Raw genomic sequence first — 17800 nt, forward strand, 5'->3', positions numbered from 1 at the left:
TTCGCCCCTCCTCAAGACAGACATGACAAACTTCTCTCCGCATCAGGATGCCGCGCTCAAGGCCGTTGGCGACTGGCTCAAGGCCAAGCCCGGCCGCAACGGCACGCCGCCGATTTTCCGCCTGTTCGGCTTTGCCGGCACCGGCAAGACCACGCTTGCGCGGCATATCGCCGAGGGCGTCGATGGCGAGGTGAAATTTGCCGCCTTCACCGGCAAGGCCGCGCTGGTCATGCGCAACAAGGGTTGCGACGAGGCTTCCACCATCCACTCGCTGATCTACCGCGCCCGCGAGTCCGGCGAGGAGCAGCCGAGCTTCGAATTGTGGGACGACGCGCCCGCCTCCAAGGCCAAGCTGATCGTGATCGACGAATGTTCGATGGTCGATGCCGAGCTGGGCCGCGACCTGATGTCGTTCGATTGCCCGCTGCTGGTGCTGGGCGATCCCGCGCAGCTGCCGCCGATCCAGGGCGGTGGATTCTTCACCAACACCGAGCCCGATGCGATGCTGACCGAGGTGCACCGCCAGGCGCAGGACGATCCGATCGTTCGGATGTCGATGGACGTGCGCGAGGGCCGCGAGCTCGACATCGGCCGCTACGGCGAGAGCGAGGTCGTATCGCGCAAAGAGCTCGATCCTGATCGCGTCATGGGCGCCGACCAGGTGCTGGTCGGCCGCAACAACACGCGACGCGCCTACAACATGCGGGTGCGGCAGCGCCAGAACATCGAGGATGTCTTCCCTGTCGCCGGCGACAAGCTGGTGTGCCTGCGCAACAACCGCAAGAAAGGCCTGTTCAACGGCGGACTGTGGCGCGTGAAGTCGCGCAACACCTCGCGCTCGAAGTCGCGCATCCTCTCCATGCGGCTGTCGCCCGATGAAGACTTTGGCCACAAGGTCACGAAAGTCTCGGTGCGCGCCGACTGCTTCGAGGGCGGCATCGAGCAGATCGCCTGGGAGCAGCGCAAGCCCTACGATGAATTCGATTACGGCTACGTGCTGACCGTGCACAAGTCGCAGGGCTCGCAATGGGACGACGTCGTGCTGTTCGACGAGAGCTTTGCGTTTCAGGACTCGCGAGCGCGGTGGCTGTACACGGGCATCACGCGCGCGGCGAGAAGGTTGAGTATCGTCGTCTAGAGCGGAAATCCCCTACTTCCCCGCCACGAAATCAAAATCCGGCGCGATCAAATGGCCAGGTCGTCGCCGGCTTGCGGTTCGGGCTCGGCCATCGCGACGCCGGCGACAAGGTGGCCGATATCAGGGAGACCATGCGCAGCATGCTGTCAGGTACCCCGGAGTTCCCAGTGTCGCCAAGCCGGACCGGCGGCAGCGGCTTTTTTCACGGACTCGTGTCGTAACATTCGCCGGGTCGGCCCGTATCTCCAGGTGTCTGAAAACGCCAGGCAGGCTGTTCGCCCGCCCCCAACCGCCCTAAACTGTCAGGCCTTCCGAAAGAGGATCCGCCATGCGCCGCTCCGTCCTGTCCCTGCTCGCCGCCACCACCGCCTTGACGCTGGCCTTCGCCGCACCGACCCGGGCCGCGGAAGACGCCGTGGTCATTCCCGCCCCTGCACTGGACGCAACCTCGGCAAGCGGCGTCCAGACCGCGGTGGTCGCCGGCGGCTGCTTCTGGGGCGTGCAGGGCGTGTTCCAGCACACCGCCGGTGTCGTCAACGCCGTGTCCGGCTATGCCGGCGGCAGCAAGGCGACGGCCGACTACGAGACGGTCTCGACCGGCCGGACCGGTCATGCCGAGTCGGTCGAGATCAAGTTTGATCCGAAGAAGATCTCTTACGGCAAGATCCTGCAGATCTACTTCTCGGTGGCGCACGACCCGACCCAGCTCAACCGCCAGGGGCCCGACACCGGCACGCAATATCGCTCGGCGATCTTCACCACCTCGGACGAGCAGAAGAAGGTCGCGGAGGCCTATATCGCCCAGCTCAACGGCGCCAAGGTCTTCAGCAAGCCGATCGTGACGAAGGTCGGCGCGCTGGAGGCGTTCTACCCGGCCGAGGCCTATCACCAGGACTATCTGACGCTGCACCCGACCCAGCCCTACATCGCCTACAACGACATCCCGAAGGTCGAGAACCTGAAAAAGCTGTTCGCGGATAACTACATTGAGAAGCCGACGCTGGTGAATGCCAGCAAGGCCACCAATTGATCCCAGAGATCACCAGACAAAACGGGAGACCCATGCCCGACACCAAGATGAAAACCACCGACGACAAGGTCATCAAGAGCGAAGAGCAGTGGCGGCGCGAATTGTCGCCGATGCAGTACGCGGTGCTGCGCGAGAAGGCGACCGAACGCCCCTTCTCCGGCGAGTATGAGCACGACCACCGTGCCGGCACCTATGTCTGCGCCGGCTGCGGCAACGTGCTGTTCGAATCCGACGCGAAGTTCGATTCCGGCTGCGGCTGGCCAAGCTTCACCGCGCCTGCCGTCGAGAGCCATATCGACGAGGAGCGGGATACGACGCACGGCATGATCCGCACCGAGGTGCTCTGCTCCAAATGCAGCGGTCATCTTGGCCATGTCTTCCCCGATGGACCGGGACCGACCGGCCTGCGCTACTGCATCAATTCAGCGGCGCTGAAGCTCGAGCCGAAATAAAGGTTGCGCGCCGCCGGGTTGCCCCGATGGAACCCGGCCGCGCGATATGCTTTTCTCGTCCGGCGGTGCAGCCGATGAGCGCTTTCGGGCGGCCGCCGGGAAGGATGCAAAGGAGGGCGCCAAGGAGGACACCGTGACACTCGGGACCATCCTGATCATCCTGGTGATCATCTATCTCTTGGGCGGCTGGTCCGGCCGGATCGGCGGATATGGCTACGGCATGGGCCATTCCGGCATGGGGATCGGCGGCGTCATTCTGGCGGTGCTGCTCGTCCTGGTGCTTCTTGGGAAGATATAAACCATATAAACTACTGAAATCGCTCGATTTTTTTGCTCTGCGGAGCTGCCATGCGTGGATTCATCATCTCGCATCGCAGGGGTCGCATTTTTGTCAAAACGGCCTATATTAGAGGACGAAAATGACATGCGGCGGGCCCGCTTGACTGCAGCCTCCGCCCTCCCAAACCCCACGCGCTTAAAGCCCCAGACAAGATCACGAGGTCTTTGACCATGCGTCCACTGCGTCCGTTCAACTTCAACACTTCCGCCGAGCTCTTCCCCGCTGCCATCCGCAAGAAGAAGCGCGCGGGCTTCACCTATCGCCGGTTCGGCACTGCTGCCGAGGCCGTGCAGTTCGCGATGGAGCAGCTGCCGACGGATTCGCTGAATGGCGCCTATCTCCAGGTCGAGGAAGCCCGTTTCGACCAGAACGGCATCCGCTCGCTGTATGAGAGCGAGGCATTCCCGCTGCCGCGCCACCGCAAGCCGGAGCCGGTGGCCGAGACCGACGCCGACGCGGCGTAAATTTTCCGAAAAACCCCGATGTGCGCGGACAGCGCGATGGCTGAAAGGTCATCGCGCTTTTTGCGTTTTGGTTCAGAAGCAAGACCAAGACTCTCGTGCCCCGGACACGAGAGAAGGAAGGCCGAGGAAGCAAGGAGCCCTACATCCGGGGCTGCTTGTCGAGCCAGCGGCGCAGCAGGCGGACGTTGCGCATATTGGCGCGGAACATGACGTCGAAGGCGTCGCCGGCGAAGGGCACGATCCCGACAACGCCGTCGACTGCGACATTGCCCAGCATGCGCGCGGTGATGTACCAGGGCGCGCCAAGCGCGCGGGCCTCACGCACGAGCCACAGCGAGATCGCGGTGCTGATGATGTCGCCGACGACAGGGATCAGACCGATCAGCCCGTCGATGCCGTAGCGGATATTGGTGCCGGGCAGGACGAACGCGACGTCGAGCAGCTTTGCGATCGCCTCGAACCGCGCGATCCGCTGCTCGCGCGTCAGATTGCCGAATGGATTGGCGTTGCCGAATCCTTGGCTAAATCCTCGGCCAGATCCTTCCCCGAACTCGAAACGAAATTCGCGAAACCCCTGCTCCAGGGTCTCGGGGCGGATCTCATGGCCCTCCTGGTCGATGATCGGCGCGCGCGTCTGGCGGCCCGAGAAGTCGGCGCGCGGATGCGTCCCGGAACGGGGCTTGCGCGGTGCGAGAATGTCGTCATCAGGCATGGTCATGGCCATTGGAGAACGCAGTGACGCAGCAGAGGTTGCTGCGTCGCGTCAGGAAGTCGCGCTCAGCTTGCCGCCGCTGCCGGTTGCGGCTCCTCGACATAGTGATGCACGATCCAGGATGACAGCACCGACGGCACGAAACCGACCAGGCCGTACAGGATGAACTGCACCGCGCCGGAATCCGGCCCGCGCGAGCCATAGGTGAACGCAGCCAGGATGAAAGCGAACAGGCCGACCAGCAGCATCCGCAGCCCCGGCCGGACCCGCCTGACGTGGATCAGGATGTCGTCGACCGCGCCGATCATCAGCGAGGGCAGCAAGCCGAACAGATAGCTGTATTGCAGGCTCTTGAAGAACACGGCGAACAGCTTGCCGACCTCGTCGAGACTCGTCTGCGTCCAGTAGCCGGACTGGTAGGTCGTCGTCAGCAGCAGCAGGAATCCGCCCACGAACGGACCAACGAGCGCAAACACCAGATAGCGTTTCATCGAGGACTCCTCATCCGCCGACGGATTTTATAGCAGCGCGCCGGGAACCTTGGATAGCGGGTTACCGCGGCTCGAAGGAGGAACAAGTGGCAAGGCGACGAGTTCAGACAGGACCTTGAAATTCACCGTCAGATCTGGAGCCGCCGATGCCTCGTAAATTGTTGTTGCTGGCGACGATCACGCTCTCGGCCCTCGGCGGCCTGTCGAACACGCCCGTGCTCGCCCAAGGCCATATGGGCTCACCGCAGGAACAGAATGCCTGCTCGCGTGATGCCTCGCGGCTGTGCCGCAAGGATCTCGGCAATGACGGTGCAGTGCAAGGCTGCCTGCAGGCCCATCGTGCGAAGCTGTCGCGATCCTGCAGCAAGGTGTTCGAGAGCCACGGCATGTGAGGGTCCGCCGACCCGGGCGAACGGAGAACGACGTGATGTTGCGGGAGGAACAGCTTTCGATCCTCAGGGACATCAGCCAGTCCGTCGCCTTCGCCGACGATCGGAACGGCAAGGTCGGCGAGCTGATCGCGGACGGCTACGTGACGAAGGATGGCGACCTGTTCGAACTGACCGCCAAGGGGATCACGGCTGTCGAGGAGCACGCCGCCCTCGCGGCGAGCGACGGACCGACGAGCGCATCGTCCGATCAATCGACCTGAGCGCGTAACCCCATATTGCGTGACGGACGCGCAACATCTGCGAATTCCTTCGCGCCTCCCATTGAAGCTTCGCGACTTTGGCGCATACTTCGCTCGGGCGGCGCAGCACTTTTCGATTCGAACATCAAGAAATCGAGCGACCACATGCGGGGGCTGGAGTCCCCGGCGTGAAGGCTGTGACATGCGACATTTCAAGCCGCGTGCGGCGCCCCAAAACCAAGTGGTTCAATCCACGGAACTCGGGGACGCATCCTTCATGACACGCAACCAGACCATCGCTTCGCCACTCAAGACCACAGCTTCGCTGTTGGCCGTCGCCGCCACCGCCCTCACCCTTCAGGCATCACCCAGCCTCGCCTTCTCGTCCGAAGCGCAGCAGATGTGCTCGGGCGATGCGATGCGGCTATGCTCCTATGAAATCCCTGACATCCGGCGCATCACCGCCTGCATGGTGCATAAAAAGGCCCAGCTCAGCCCCGGCTGCCGCGCCGTGATGGACCGCGAGCACGCAGCCGCCACCGCAGCCCGCAAGCGGGAGGCGGCCGCGGAGTAAGGCCGGCAAATTTCAGGTAGCAGCAGCTGCCCGCTGGAGGTCTCACCTCTCCCCTGGGGGAGGTGAGAAGCCTCAGTCACCCCACTGGGCGAAGGCGTCGTTGAAGGCGCGCTCGCCGGGGGCGCCCTTCTCGATCGCGATGATGGCGCGGCGCTGGTTGGCGTAGACCAGCGGCACATCGAACCACGAACGCTCCTTCAGGAGCTGGACGTTGCGGGCACGGTCGGCATCGACGTTGGAGAGGCCGACGAGGAAGAAACCGTCGGTGACCTTGACCGCGAGGCCCGCGAGCGGCGTGCCGCGCGCCTGCTCATTCGACTTCATCAGGATGCCCGGCACGTTGGAGACGCTGCCGCCAGGAAAGTCCGGCGGCAGGATGAAGGTCAGCTCGGCCGTGTGGCTCGCCGGCAGCGACGAGTCGGTGTTGCGACGGAACGACATCGTCATCTTGAACTTGCGCTCGGGGATCTCGATGTCGGCACGCACGGCGACGTCGGCCTTCTGGTTGCCCGACGCCTTGATCGGTTCGAGCCGCCACACCACCGAGCCGACATATTGCTTGCCCTTCGGGTCGGACGGATCCTCGTCATAGAGCACGACCTTCTGCGCCACCGGCGCGGCAGGCTGGTCGCTGGCCGAGGGCTGGCCGACGCGATCCGGAATCTTGGGCTTGCTCTGCGGCTGCGAACTATCCTTCGGCGCCTCCACCACCTGGGTAGGGGACGACTTGAACATATTGGTCGCGGTCTGGACCAGCTGTTTGCCCCAAAGGATACCGGCGCCGACCAGGATCAGCACGATGCCGATGGCGATCGCGCTCTTGAACGGGAACACGGAGCCTCTGCCGGCGCGCTTCTTGGCGTCCTGATTGGGCGCGATGCGCGGACGCGGCGACGGCGGCGTGTAGCGTTCGGCCTCCTCCATCGACTCGTCATAGGAATAGGGCGCATCGGGCTCGGCGGCGCGATTTTCCAGGCTCGGCTCCAGCCGGTCGAATTCCGGCGTGGGCGAGGGCACGTTGGCGTAGGTCCGGCGCGCCGCGCGATTGGCCTGCGCGGCGGCTCCGCCGAGATCGTTGACGTCGGCCGTGATGTCGCGGAACCCGCGCACGCCCGGTGCCGGCGGCAGCGGAGGCGGTCCGCCGTCCTGTGGACGGCGCGGAGGCGAGCGATCGCGCCCGGCCGGCGGTTCCGGCGGAGACGGCTGGCGTGGCGCATCGAAACGCGGAGCGCGCGGCGGACGCGGAGCCTCGCCCTGGTCGTCGCTGCCGAGCGGCGGACGGTCGTTGCGCGGCGCCGCAGTTCGGGCCCGCGGCGGCGCGGACGGCTGAGGGGGTGCGGACGGGTTGGTCTCGGCGGCACGGGCGCTGGCGCGGCGGAACGCATCGCCGCTCCCGCCCCCACTGCGGGCGCCGCCGCCCGGGCGCGAGGCCTCGCGGGCGCGCAGGGCGGCCTCGGATTCGACCTTGCGGACGGCCTCTTCCAGCGACAGCCGCTCGCGGGTGATCTCGGATTCGGACAGCGGCGGCTGCACGCTGCGCAACTGGGCGATCAGGGCCGTGCGCGCACGCTCATAGAGCGCGCGCCGGCTTTCGCCGGGAGCGTTAGGGTCCAGGGCGGCAATAGCGCGGGCGATCAGCGGATAGTAATCAGCCATTTCTACTCAACTATATCCGCGTCCTGGTAAGAGATCGTTAAGCCTCAAACGGGTTTTGCACCAGGATAGTATCCTCGCGTTCGGGGCTGGTGGAAAGCAGCGCGACCGGGCACCCCACCAATTCCTCGATCCGGCGGACATATTTGATGGCCTGGGCCGGCAGCTGGGCCCAGGAGCGGGCGTTGGCCGTCGGCTCCTTCCAGCCCTCGATGGTCTCCCAGATCGGCTCGACCCGGGCCTGGGCGCCCTCGCCGGCCGGCAGATGGTCGATCTCCTTGCCGTCGAGCTTGTAGCCGACGCAGACGTCGATCGAATCGAAGCCGTCGAGAATGTCGAGCTTGGTCAGCGCCAGCCCGTTGATGCCGCAGGTCCGCACCGTCTGGCGGACCAGGACGGCATCGAACCAGCCGCAGCGGCGGGGCCGGCCGGTGTTGGTGCCAAATTCGCGGCCGCGCTCGCCGATCTTGCGGCCGACCGCGTTGTCCTGCTCGGTCGGGAACGGGCCCTGGCCGACGCGGGTCGTGTAGGCCTTGCACAGGCCGAGCACATAACCGACTGCGGTCGGTCCCAGGCCGGCGCCGGTCGCGGCCTGCGCCGCCACCGTGTTGGACGAGGTGACATAAGGATAAGTGCCGTGGTCGACATCGAGCAGCGCGCCTTGCGCACCCTCGAACAACATGCGCTTGCCGGCACGCCGCTCGATGTCGAGCAGGCGCCACACGGTTTCCGCGTAGGGCAACAGTTGCGGCGCCAGCGCGCTCAGCTCCTTCAGGATCTCCTTGCCGTCGAACTCCGGCAGGTTGAGGCCGCGACGGAGCGCGTTGTGGTGCGCAAGCAGCCGGTCGATCTTGTGCGGGAGCGTATCGAGATCGGCGAGGTCCATCAGGCGGATGGCGCGGCGACCGACCTTGTCCTCATAGGCGGGTCCGATGCCGCGGCGGGTGGTGCCGATCGCGGTCGCGGCATTGGAGGATTCGCGTAAGGCGTCGAGCTCACGGTGCAGCGGCAGGATCAGGGTGACGTTCTCGGCGACGCGCAGGTTTTCCGGCGAAACCGCAACGCCCTGCGCCCTGAGCTTGGTCACCTCGTCGAGGAAGGCCGCGGGATCGAACACCACGCCGTTGCCGATCACGGAGAGCTTGCCCTCGCGCAGCACACCGGAGGGCAGCAGCGCGAGCTTATAGGTCGCGCCGTTGATGACCAACGTATGGCCGGCGTTATGCCCACCCTGGAAGCGAACGACGATGTCCGCCTGCTCCGACAACCAGTCGACGATCTTGCCCTTTCCTTCGTCGCCCCACTGGGCGCCGACGACGACAACATTGGCCATTCGCGGGTAATCCTTCGAAGAATGCTCTCTAAGTGGCATGATCCAATCGGAAAACCGGTACCCACTTTTCCGGGATCATGCCTGCGCCCAGCCCAATTCCCGGCCTGGTGCCGTTCGTACGCGGGGCAGCCCCACCGGATAAAGGAAGCGGCCTTCCTAAGCAAGCAAGAACGGGGCTTTTTGAGGATCCTATGCCCGATCCAAGCCTTTGATATCCCCCGAAAATCCGGAAATCTTCGCCGGCCATGCGCAGATCTCGACCAAAGCGCTAGGCGCAGCACCTGCCGCTGCATGGTCGCGTTGCACCTGCCGCCGTTGATGCAACCTCGATTTCCATGTCTTTGAACGGTGCCGGCTCTCAACCGGTCCGGACGAAGCCGGGCCGCAGGCCTTGGCGTTCTTCTTGGTGCATTCCACCGCGGGGCCATAACAATCACGATGTCCGCCACCGGCCAGACCACGAGCGCCGAAACATCCGGCCAGCACTGGATTGCCAACCAGCCTTATCTCCTGCTCGGCATCACCGCGCTGTGCTGGGCCGGCAACGCGATTGTGGGACGGATGGCCGCCGGACACATCCCGCCGGTGACGCTGTCCTTCCTGCGCTGGACCTTCGCCTTCCTGCTGGTGCTGCCGTTTGCCTGGAAGCACCTCGCCCAGGACTGGCCGGCGATCCGCAGCAAATTCGGCCTGATGATCGCGCTCTCGATCACCGGAATCGGCGCTTTCAACACACTGCAATATTGGGCGCTGGAACATACCCAGGCGCTCAACACCCTGCTGCTGCAGTCGGCCGCGCCTCTCGTCGTGGCGCTGTGGTCGCTCGCCATCCTCGGCATCCGTCTGACTGCGGCGCAGGCCTTCGGCGTGGCTCTCTCCATGTGCGGCGTGCTGATCATCCTGCTGCATGGCGATCTCACCACGCTGTCGAACATCGCCTTCAACAAGGGCGACCTGATCTTCATGGTCGCGCTGATCATCTTCGCGCTTTATTCCGTGCTAACCCTGAAGCGGCCGCCGATCCACGGCCTGTCGTTCCTTGCTTTCACCTTCGGCGCCGGCGCGGCGTGCCTCGTTCCGCTGGAGATCTGGGAGCTATCGGCGCGCCCCGTCATGAAGCTGGACGAGCCGAATCTGCTCACCCTGTTCTATGTCGCGGTGTTTCCATCGACGCTCGCTTATCTCTGCTTCAACCGTGGCGTCCGGCTGATCGGCGCTAACCGCGCCGCGCCGTTCTTCCACGTCGTGCCGGTGTTCGGCTCGATCATGGCGATGGCCTTCCTGGGCGAGCGGCCGCAGGCCTTCCACTTCATCGGATTCGCGCTGGTGCTGTCGGGCGTGTTCGTGGCGTCACGCAAGCAGGCGACCTAGTTTCGCTGTTCAATATATTGACCGCCAATGGCACCTCTCGGGTCGCAGCTGCATCGTAGCATTGCGGCGGTGTGACTTGTGTCGTGACGGCGAACCGGCGCAAGCTCGCGCTCGACGCCAATGACGATCGCCTCGCCCGCGCCCCCCGCATCAAATCCCGCCAGCTGGCTCAACGACCAGCCCTATTTGCTGTTGAGCCTGAGCTCGTTGTTCTGGGCCGGCAACATCGTGATCGCGCGCCATGTCGGCGCGCATGTGCCGCCGCTCACGGTGACCACGATCCGCTGGTTCGGCGTGTTCCTGATCCTGCTGCCGTTCTCGTGGCCGCACCTGAAGCGCGACTGGCCCGCATTGCGGAACAGCCTGCCGCTGATGCTGTTCCTGTCGCTCGTCGGCTTCGCCTTCAACAATGCGATTTCTTACTGGGCCCTGCAATATACCGAGGCGCTGAACGCGCTGCTGATCCAGTCGGCAGGTCCGCTGTTCGTGGCGCTGTGGTCGCTGGTGCTGTTCGGCGTGCGGCTCACCGGCGGGCAGCTTGCCGGGATCGCGATATCGTTGATCGGCGTGCTGATCATCATCCTGCGCGGTGATCTCGCTGCGCTGGCGAGCATCTCGTTCAACAGGGGCGACATCATGTTCGCCTCCTCGCTGGTCGCGTTCGGAATCTACTCCGCCTTCATCCCGCGGCGGCCGAAGGTTCATCAGCTGTCGTTTCTGTCCTTCACCACATGCTGTGGCGCCATGATGCTGCTGCCCACGGCGGTCTGGGAAGGATGGAGCGGCCGGGCGCTGCATTTCGACACCGAGACTCTGATGACGCTCGGCTACATCCTGATCTTTCCCTCGACCCTCGCCTATCTCTTCTTCAACCGCGGCGTCGCGCTGATCGGGCCGAACCGCGCCGCGCCGTTCTTCCATCTGGTGCCGGTGTTCGGCTCGGCGATGGCGATCCTGCTGCTCGGGGAGAAGCTCCAGCCGTTTCACCTGATCGGCTACGCGCTGGTGCTCGCCGGCGTCGTCATCGCGTCACGACAGGGGTCTGCGGTGAGATAAATCGCGACTGCTCAAAAAAAGGAAAAGGTGGGCGCGGCGCTTGCGCGTCATCGCCCACCGACCGAATTCAGCGCCAGGAATCAGGCCGCGCGAACCTTGGCGAGGAAGCCGTCCACCGCACTGCGCAGCGCGCCGGACTGGTGATCCAGCTCGCGCGCGTTGGTCAGCACGTCGCCGGCCGCAGCGCCGGTCGCTTGCGCGGCCGACGTGACGCTGCCGATATGGGCGTTGATCTCGCTCGAGCCGGCCGCAACCGACTGGATGTTGCGGGCGATCTCGCGGGTGGCCTCGCCCTGCTGCTCGATCGAGGCCGAAATGCCGGCGGTGATCTCGCTCATCTCGGCGATGGTCTGCGTGATGCCGCCGATCGCTGCGACGGCATCGCTGGTGGAAGTCTGCATCGCCGCGACCTGGGCGGAGATTTCCTCGGTCGCCTTGGCGGTCTGGTTGGCCAGCGCCTTGACCTCGGAGGCGACGACGGCGAAGCCGCGACCGGATTCACCGGCACGCGCGGCCTCGATGGTGGCGTTGAGCGCGAGCAGGTTGGTCTGCGCCGCGATCGAATGAATGAGCTTGACCACCTCGCCGATCTTCTCGGCGCCGGTGGAAAGCTCCTGCACCGTGGCGTTGGTACGTTCGGCGTCGCTGACGGCACGGCTCGCCACTTCGGTCGAGCGCGTCACCTGGCGGGAGATTTCCGCAACCGAGCTCGAGAGCTCTTCGGCGGCGGCGGCGACCGTGCCGACATTGCCGGAGGCTTTCTGCGAGGCCGCGCCGACCGTTGCTGCCCGCGAGGAGGCATCGCTGGCGGTCGCGGTCATCGACTGCGCCGTCGACTGCATGCCGGCCGCGGCCGAGGACACCGAGCGGACGATGCCGTTGACACTGCGTTCGAAGTCGCTCGCGATGTCTTGCATCGCGCTGCGACGTTCCGCCGCCGCACGCTCCATCGCCGCCGTTTCGGTCTTCTCGAGGTCGCGGATGCGAAGCGCATTGTCCTTGAAGATCTGGACGGTCGCAGCCATCGCGCCGACCTCGTCGCCGCGGCCGACGCCGGGGATGTCGCCCTCCAGCTTGCCGTCGGCGAGGTCCTTCATGCGGGCGCCGAGCAGGGCCAGCGGGCGGCTGATGCTGCGGCCGAGCATCCAGGCGACGCTGCCGGCGATAACGACGATGACGAGCATCGCGAGGCCAAGCAACCAGTAGATCGGAACCATCTTGGCATCGATATCTTCAAGATAGCCGCCGGTGCCGAGATACATGTCGAAGCCGGGAACGGCCGCCGAATAGCCGACCTTGCGGATCGGCTTTTCCTGGCCGGGCTTCATGTACTCGTAGAACAGCAGCATCGAGCCGTTGGCCTTGACGCCGTCCATCCAATCCCTGGAGAGATTGCGGCCATTGGTCAGAATGTCCATGCGGTTCTGGCCAACCTGCTTCGGATCAGGCGCGAGCTGGGTGATGCCGTCATAGGACGTGCCGAACAGATAGCCCGTGCCGTTGTCGTAGGTCATCGCGTTGCCGTAGCGACGAAGCTCGGCCATGGCCGCATCCTTGGTCAGCTCACCGGCATCGACGCGCTTCTTCAGATTGCCCGCGAAGCTGAGCGCCACTTCCACGATGGACTTGGTCTGGTCGATGCGCGCATTCACCATCTCGCGCTTCATCAGATATCCGGCGAGAACCCCGGAGATACACAAACCGAACAGGGTGACGCCGACGAGGATGCCAAGCTTGGGGGCGATCTTCAGATTGCTCAACTTCACGGGATGGACTCCGGAGAAACGGGATACGGGCACGCGAGTGAATCGATCGAAATTGACTCAGCATTTAGTATGAGACCCCTTAGCAAGTTACTTACAGGCCTCCGTAGAAGCCCCTAGGCCGCCGGGAACAACGGTGAACAATCGCGGCGGCGTCAACCGGGAATTGTACGCACTCGCGCCGATTTCGCGTAAAAGACGCAAAGGCCCCACGAGGCCGAGCCGCAACAAGAACCGACAAACCAAATCGGGAGCAGGACATGCCGAAATACAGGGTGGTGACGCCGAAGGGCGCGAGCTTCACGGTCGCGGGCAGCGATTATTCCTACGAGCGCGAGGCGCTCGATCCGATCGATGCCGAGATCGTCGAGGCGCCGGCCAACGAGGCGGAGTTCATCGCCGCCGCCAGACATGCCGACGCGATCTACGCCAAGGCCATCCCGATCACCAAGAACATCATCGACTCGCTGGAGAACTGCAAGGTGATCACGCTCGGCTCGGTCGGCGTCGACAGCGTCGACATCAAGGCCGCGACCGCGCGCGGCATTCCCGTCACCAACATCCCCGATACCTTCATCGAGGAAGTCGCCGACCACGCCATGATGCTGCTGCTGGCAGGCTTCCGCCGGCTGATCGAGCAGGACAAGATGGTGCGCACGGGCCGCTGGTCCGAGGGCCGGCCCGCGCTGCTGAAGATCCCGCGATTGATGGGTCAGACGCTCGGCTTCATCTCGTTCGGCCGCGTCGCGCGTGCGGTTGCGAAGCGCGCCGCTCCCTTCGGACTGCGCATGATGGCCTACGATCCCTTCATCCAGGAAACGCTGATGTACGACCACGGCGTGATGCCGGCAACGCTCAACGAGGTGCTGTCGCAGTCCGACTTCGTGTCAATGCACGCCCCCGCCCGGCCCGAAGTGCATCACATGCTGACCGAGAAGCATTTTCGGCAGATGAAGAAGGGCTCGGTCTTCATCAATACGGGGCGCGGCGCCACGGTCGACGAGGAGAGCCTGATCAAGGCGCTGCAGGAGGGCTGGATCGCGCACGCCGCGCTCGACGTGCTGGAAAAGGAACCGCCGTCGCACAACAACCCGATCCTGAGCATGGAGAACGTGACCCTGACCGCCCATGTCGCCTCGGCCTCGGCACGGTTCGACGAAGCGCGCAAGCGCCGGGTGGGCTACGAATTGTCACTGGTGCTTCAGGGCATGTGGCCGGTAAGCTGTGTCAATCCGTCGGTGCTGCAAGACACCGCGCTCCGCCGCTGGCAGCCCGTCAGCATGGATCGCGGGCCCAACAGCTGAGGCGGCCGGCGCAACGCGCGCCGCGGGACGGCAAAAGACCGAGACGGCCCTTCACCGGCGATCAACGCCGGGAAGGGAGACATCACAGGGAGGAACGGATGAGGAACGACATCACACGTCGTGATGCCTTGGCGTTGGGCCTGTCCGCTGCGGCTGTAGCGGCATCAGGCGCGCCGGCGAATGCTCAATCGACGATCAAGGCAGCGGACGTGCCCGCCCCGAAACTGCCGATCGAGAAGGGCGCGACGCTTCGCATGCTGCGGCCAGTGCGCTTCGTCCAGGCCGACGAAGACGTGTTCCGCGCCAATACGGCCAAGTTCACCAAGGACACCGGGGTCGAGGTCAAGGTCGATTTCGTCGGCTGGGAGGACATCAACCAGCAGACCGCGGTCACCGCCAATTCCGGCGCCGGCCCCGACATCATCATCGGCTTCTCCGATGCGCCGCACATCTATATCGACAAGCTGATCGAGCTGACCGATGTCGCCGACTATGTCGGCAAGCGTTACGGCGGCTGGCTGCCGCTGGCCCAGCGCTACGGCAAGAAGAACAAGAGCGACACCTGGATCGGGTTGCCGTTCGGCGCCACCGCGGGCCCTCTGGTCTACCGCAAATCGATCCTGCAGTCGGTCGGCTTCGATAAGGTGCCGGAAGATCACGCGGGCATTCTCGACCTCTGCCAGAAGCTGCAAAAGGCCGGCAAGCCGGCGGGCTTTGCGCTCGGCAACGCCAAGGGAGACGGCAACGGCTTTGCCAGCTGGGCGCTGTGGTCGCACAATGCTGCCTTGCTCGACGAAGACGGCAACGTCACCATCAACAGCAAGGAGACGATCGCCGCGCTGAACTGGGTGAAGGCACTCTACCCGACCTTCATCGCCGGCACGACCTCGTGGAACGACGTCAGCAACAACCGCGCCTATGCTGCGCAGGAGATCTCGCTGACCGCCAACGGCGTCTCGCTGTATTTCTCGCTGAAGAACGATCCGGCAACCAAGCCGATCGCCGACGATACCGAGCATCAATTGTTGCCGAAGGGCGTTGCCAAGATCTCGCCGATGGCCGGCCTGACGCTGAACGCCATGGTGTTCAAGCACAGCCAGTACCCCAACGCGGCAAAGGCCTTCCTGCAATTCATGCTCGAAAAGGACCAGTACGAGCCGTGGCTCAACGCCAACTCCGGCTACTGGGCCCAACCGCTCGCCGCCTACGCGGACGCCGCCGTGTGGTCGCAGGATCCCAAGGTGAAGATATTCAAGGACACCATGAACAGCACCTATTATGACGGCTATGCGGGTCCAATCTCGACGGCGACGGGCGCCGTCAGCGCCGATTACGTGCTGATCCAGATGTTCGCATCCGTGGCAACCGGCGCGGCCACGCCGGAAGCCGCGGCCGCCGAAGCCGAGCAGCGCTGCAAGCGGTACTTCCGGCGACAGAGGTAACTGCCGACGACGAGCAACCGTTATTGCGAGGAGCGAAGCGACGAAGCAATCCAGACTGTAACCGCGGAGACAGACTGGATTGCTTCGCTTCGCTCGCAATGACGATGCGGTGACACTTCAGACAAGACGACGCCCCGATGTCCGTTACCACCCTCTCCTCCCCTGCACTGGCCAAGCGGCAACCGAACTGGCTCGTGCGCCTGTTCGACTACAAGCCGTTCCTGATCGTGATGTGTCTCGCGCCTGCGATCGGACTGCTCGCGGTGTTTCTGACCTATCCGCTCGGGCTCGGCATCTGGCTCGCCTTTACCGACACCACGATCGGCCAGAAGGGCATCTTCGTCGGCCTCGACAATTTCCAGTATCTGCTCAGCGATCCGCTGTGGTGGAACGCGGTGTTCTACAGCGTCGTCTACACTGGTATCGCGACCTTCGGGAAGTTTGCGCTCGGCTTCTGGCTCGCGCTGCTGCTCAACAACCATTTTCCGTTCAAGAGCGTGCTGCGCGCGATCATCCTGCTGCCCTGGATCGTGCCGACGGTGCTGTCGGCCCTGGCGTTCTGGTGGATCTACGATCCGCAATTCTCGATCATCTCCTACCTGCTGGTCGACGTGCTGCATTGGCGCGGCAGCAATATCGACTTCCTCGGCTCGCCGTGGCCGGCGCGGTTCTCGCTGATCGCCGCCAACATCTGGCGCGGCATTCCGTTCGTGGCGATCTCGCTGCTGGCGGGGCTGCAGACCATCTCGCCCTCGCTCTACGAGGCTGCGATGCTCGACGGCGCCAGTTCCTGGCAGCGTTTCCGCTACATCACCTTCCCGATGATGATGCCGATCCTTGCGATCGTCATGACCTTCTCGATCATCTTCACCTTCACCGACTTCCAGCTGGTCTACGCAATCACCCGGGGCGGTCCCGGCAACTCGACGCATTTGCTGGCCACACTCGCGTTCCAGCGCGGCATCGCCGGCGGCGAGCTCGGCGAAGGCGCGGCCATCGCGGTGTCGATGATCCCCTTCCTGGTGTTCGCGACGCTGTTTTCCTATTTCGGCCTGGCGCGCCGCAAATGGCAGCAGGGAGAGGCCAATGACTGACACCGTCGCGCAACGCGCCGCCGTCGCTGACGCCAAAGCCGCACCCGACACCATGGCGTGGGATTCCGGGCTGCGCCGACTGATGATGATCTATCTGCCCCTCGGCTGCTTCGTCCTGATCCTGCTGTTTCCGTTCTACTGGATGGCGATCACTTCGTTCAAGCCGAACGCGGAGCTGCTGAACTACCGGGAGCATAATCCGTTCTGGATCTCCTCCCCGACGCTGGCGCATATCAAGCACCTGCTGTTCGACACGTCCTATCCGCGCTGGCTGTGGACGACGATGCTGGTGGCGATCGGGGCGACCACGCTGTCGCTGGTCGCGAGCACGCTTGCCGCCTACGCCATCGAGCGCCTGCGCTTCCGCGGCAGCGCTTATGTCGGGCTCGGCATCTATCTCGCTTACCTCGTGCCGCCGTCGATCCTGTTCATCCCTCTCGCCACGGTGGTGGTGCAGTTCGGCCTGTTCGACTCGCCGCTGGCCCTGATCCTGGTCTACCCGACTTTCCTGGTGCCGTTCTGCACCTGGCTGCTGATCGGCTATTTCAAGTCGATACCGTACGAGCTCGAGGAATGCGCGCTGGTCGACGGCGCGACGCGGCTGCAGATACTGCGGCGGATCACGCTGCCGCTCGCGGTGCCGGGCCTGATCTCGGCTGGCATCTTTTCTTTCACGCTATCCTGGAACGAGTTCATCTACGCGCTCGCCTTCATCCAGAGCGGCGCCAACAAGACGGTGCCGGTCGCGATCCTGACCGAGCTCGTCACCGGCGACGTCTACCAATGGGGCGCGCTGATGGCGGGCTCGCTGCTCGGCTCGCTGCCGGTCGCGATCTTCTACTCGCTGTTCGTGGACTACTACGTGTCTTCGCTCACCGGCGCGGTGAAGGAATAGCCTGCGCTCCCGTCCACCTCTCCCCGTTCCTCCGGGGCGAGGTGAACAAGCGCCGCT

The 17800-nt window shown here is 64.4% G+C and carries 19 protein-coding genes; 14 read left to right on the plus strand and 5 right to left on the minus strand.

Annotated features, from left to right (window positions below):
- The first annotated feature begins 22 nt into the window (after nt 1-22).
- The 5 genes from ACVWZ4_RS06795 (at nt 23) to ACVWZ4_RS06815 (ending at nt 3424) form a co-directional block, all read left to right on the plus strand.
- On the plus strand, nt 23-1138 hold the full coding sequence (locus ACVWZ4_RS06795) for an ATP-dependent DNA helicase (protein ID WP_456701378.1): 1116 nt from the start codon (nt 23-25) through the stop codon (nt 1136-1138).
- Between the two features lie 328 nt (nt 1139-1466).
- Nucleotides 1467-2168, plus strand: a complete 702-nt coding sequence (msrA, locus tag ACVWZ4_RS06800; protein ID WP_456736197.1) for a peptide-methionine (S)-S-oxide reductase MsrA — start codon at nt 1467-1469, stop codon at nt 2166-2168.
- A 32-nt stretch (nt 2169-2200) separates the two neighbouring features.
- Nucleotides 2201-2620 (plus strand): peptide-methionine (R)-S-oxide reductase MsrB, encoded by a 420-nt coding sequence (gene msrB / locus ACVWZ4_RS06805; protein ID WP_456701376.1) that lies wholly within the window; start codon nt 2201-2203, stop codon nt 2618-2620.
- A 133-nt stretch (nt 2621-2753) separates the two neighbouring features.
- Complete coding sequence (locus ACVWZ4_RS06810; RefSeq protein WP_177243031.1) at nt 2754-2918, plus strand: DUF3309 family protein; 165 nt, start codon at nt 2754-2756, stop codon at nt 2916-2918.
- Between the two features lie 212 nt (nt 2919-3130).
- Nucleotides 3131-3424: a hypothetical protein gene (locus ACVWZ4_RS06815; protein WP_027532521.1), complete on the plus strand. Its 294-nt coding sequence runs from the start codon at nt 3131-3133 to the stop codon at nt 3422-3424.
- Nucleotides 3425-3563: 139 nt separating this feature from the next.
- On the opposite strand, the gene ACVWZ4_RS06820 is transcribed toward ACVWZ4_RS06815, so the two are convergent.
- A complete protein-coding gene (locus ACVWZ4_RS06820) occupies nt 3564-4142 on the minus strand; it encodes a DUF4112 domain-containing protein (RefSeq protein WP_456742187.1) in 579 nt (192 codons plus the stop codon).
- Nucleotides 4143-4201: 59 nt separating this feature from the next.
- Entirely contained in the window at nt 4202-4627 is a 426-nt protein-coding gene (locus ACVWZ4_RS06825) for a DUF5413 family protein (RefSeq protein ID WP_456701375.1), read from the minus strand.
- Nucleotides 4628-4773: 146 nt separating this feature from the next.
- On the opposite strand from ACVWZ4_RS06825, the gene ACVWZ4_RS06830 reads away from it, so the two are divergent.
- From ACVWZ4_RS06830 to ACVWZ4_RS06840, 3 genes are all read left to right on the plus strand, one after another.
- The gene (locus ACVWZ4_RS06830) at nt 4774-5019 is read left to right on the plus strand and encodes a hypothetical protein (RefSeq protein WP_456701374.1); all 246 of its coding nucleotides are present in this window, start codon (nt 4774-4776) and stop codon (nt 5017-5019) included.
- A gap of 35 nt (nt 5020-5054) precedes the next feature.
- Nucleotides 5055-5279 carry a hypothetical protein gene (locus tag ACVWZ4_RS06835; protein WP_456701373.1) on the plus strand — a complete coding sequence of 75 codons (225 nt, stop codon included), beginning with the start codon at nt 5055-5057 and terminating at the stop codon, nt 5277-5279.
- 256 nt (nt 5280-5535) lie between these two features.
- Nucleotides 5536-5832 (plus strand): hypothetical protein, encoded by a 297-nt coding sequence (locus ACVWZ4_RS06840; protein ID WP_456763478.1) that lies wholly within the window; start codon nt 5536-5538, stop codon nt 5830-5832.
- A gap of 72 nt (nt 5833-5904) precedes the next feature.
- On the opposite strand, the gene ACVWZ4_RS06845 is transcribed toward ACVWZ4_RS06840, so the two are convergent.
- Nucleotides 5905-7488 (minus strand): hypothetical protein, encoded by a 1584-nt coding sequence (locus ACVWZ4_RS06845; protein WP_456701371.1) that lies wholly within the window; start codon nt 7486-7488, stop codon nt 5905-5907.
- 37 nt (nt 7489-7525) lie between these two features.
- Nucleotides 7526-8818 carry an adenylosuccinate synthase gene (locus ACVWZ4_RS06850; RefSeq protein ID WP_456739961.1) on the minus strand — a complete coding sequence of 431 codons (1293 nt, stop codon included), beginning with the start codon at nt 8816-8818 and terminating at the stop codon, nt 7526-7528.
- Nucleotides 8819-9256: 438 nt separating this feature from the next.
- Here ACVWZ4_RS06850 and ACVWZ4_RS06855 point away from each other — a divergent pair, with 438 nt between their 5' ends.
- The gene (locus ACVWZ4_RS06855; protein ID WP_456701369.1) at nt 9257-10189 is read left to right on the plus strand and encodes a DMT family transporter; all 933 of its coding nucleotides are present in this window, start codon (nt 9257-9259) and stop codon (nt 10187-10189) included.
- Nucleotides 10190-10309: 120 nt separating this feature from the next.
- A complete protein-coding gene (locus ACVWZ4_RS06860) occupies nt 10310-11245 on the plus strand; it encodes a DMT family transporter (RefSeq protein ID WP_456701368.1) in 936 nt (311 codons plus the stop codon).
- An 80-nt stretch (nt 11246-11325) separates the two neighbouring features.
- Here the strand turns inward: ACVWZ4_RS06860 and ACVWZ4_RS06865 are convergent, their stop codons facing one another.
- The gene (locus ACVWZ4_RS06865) at nt 11326-13011 is read right to left on the minus strand and encodes a methyl-accepting chemotaxis protein (protein WP_456701367.1); all 1686 of its coding nucleotides are present in this window, start codon (nt 13009-13011) and stop codon (nt 11326-11328) included.
- Nucleotides 13012-13268: 257 nt separating this feature from the next.
- Here ACVWZ4_RS06865 and ACVWZ4_RS06870 point away from each other — a divergent pair, with 257 nt between their 5' ends.
- The 4 genes from ACVWZ4_RS06870 to ACVWZ4_RS06885 all read left to right on the plus strand — a co-directional run bounded on the left by ACVWZ4_RS06870 (nt 13269) and on the right by ACVWZ4_RS06885 (nt 17743).
- A complete protein-coding gene (locus ACVWZ4_RS06870; protein ID WP_456701366.1) occupies nt 13269-14312 on the plus strand; it encodes a C-terminal binding protein in 1044 nt (347 codons plus the stop codon).
- 98 nt (nt 14313-14410) lie between these two features.
- Nucleotides 14411-15754, plus strand: a complete 1344-nt coding sequence (locus tag ACVWZ4_RS06875; protein ID WP_456736205.1) for an ABC transporter substrate-binding protein — start codon at nt 14411-14413, stop codon at nt 15752-15754.
- A gap of 137 nt (nt 15755-15891) precedes the next feature.
- The gene (locus ACVWZ4_RS06880) at nt 15892-16848 is read left to right on the plus strand and encodes a carbohydrate ABC transporter permease (RefSeq protein WP_456736206.1); all 957 of its coding nucleotides are present in this window, start codon (nt 15892-15894) and stop codon (nt 16846-16848) included.
- A complete protein-coding gene (locus ACVWZ4_RS06885; RefSeq protein WP_092227225.1) occupies nt 16841-17743 on the plus strand; it encodes a carbohydrate ABC transporter permease in 903 nt (300 codons plus the stop codon). Before ACVWZ4_RS06880 ends, ACVWZ4_RS06885 begins: the two co-directional genes overlap by 8 nt.
- Nucleotides 17744-17800: the final 57 nt, after the last annotated feature.

Source organism: Bradyrhizobium sp. USDA 4472 (assembly GCF_054058595.1).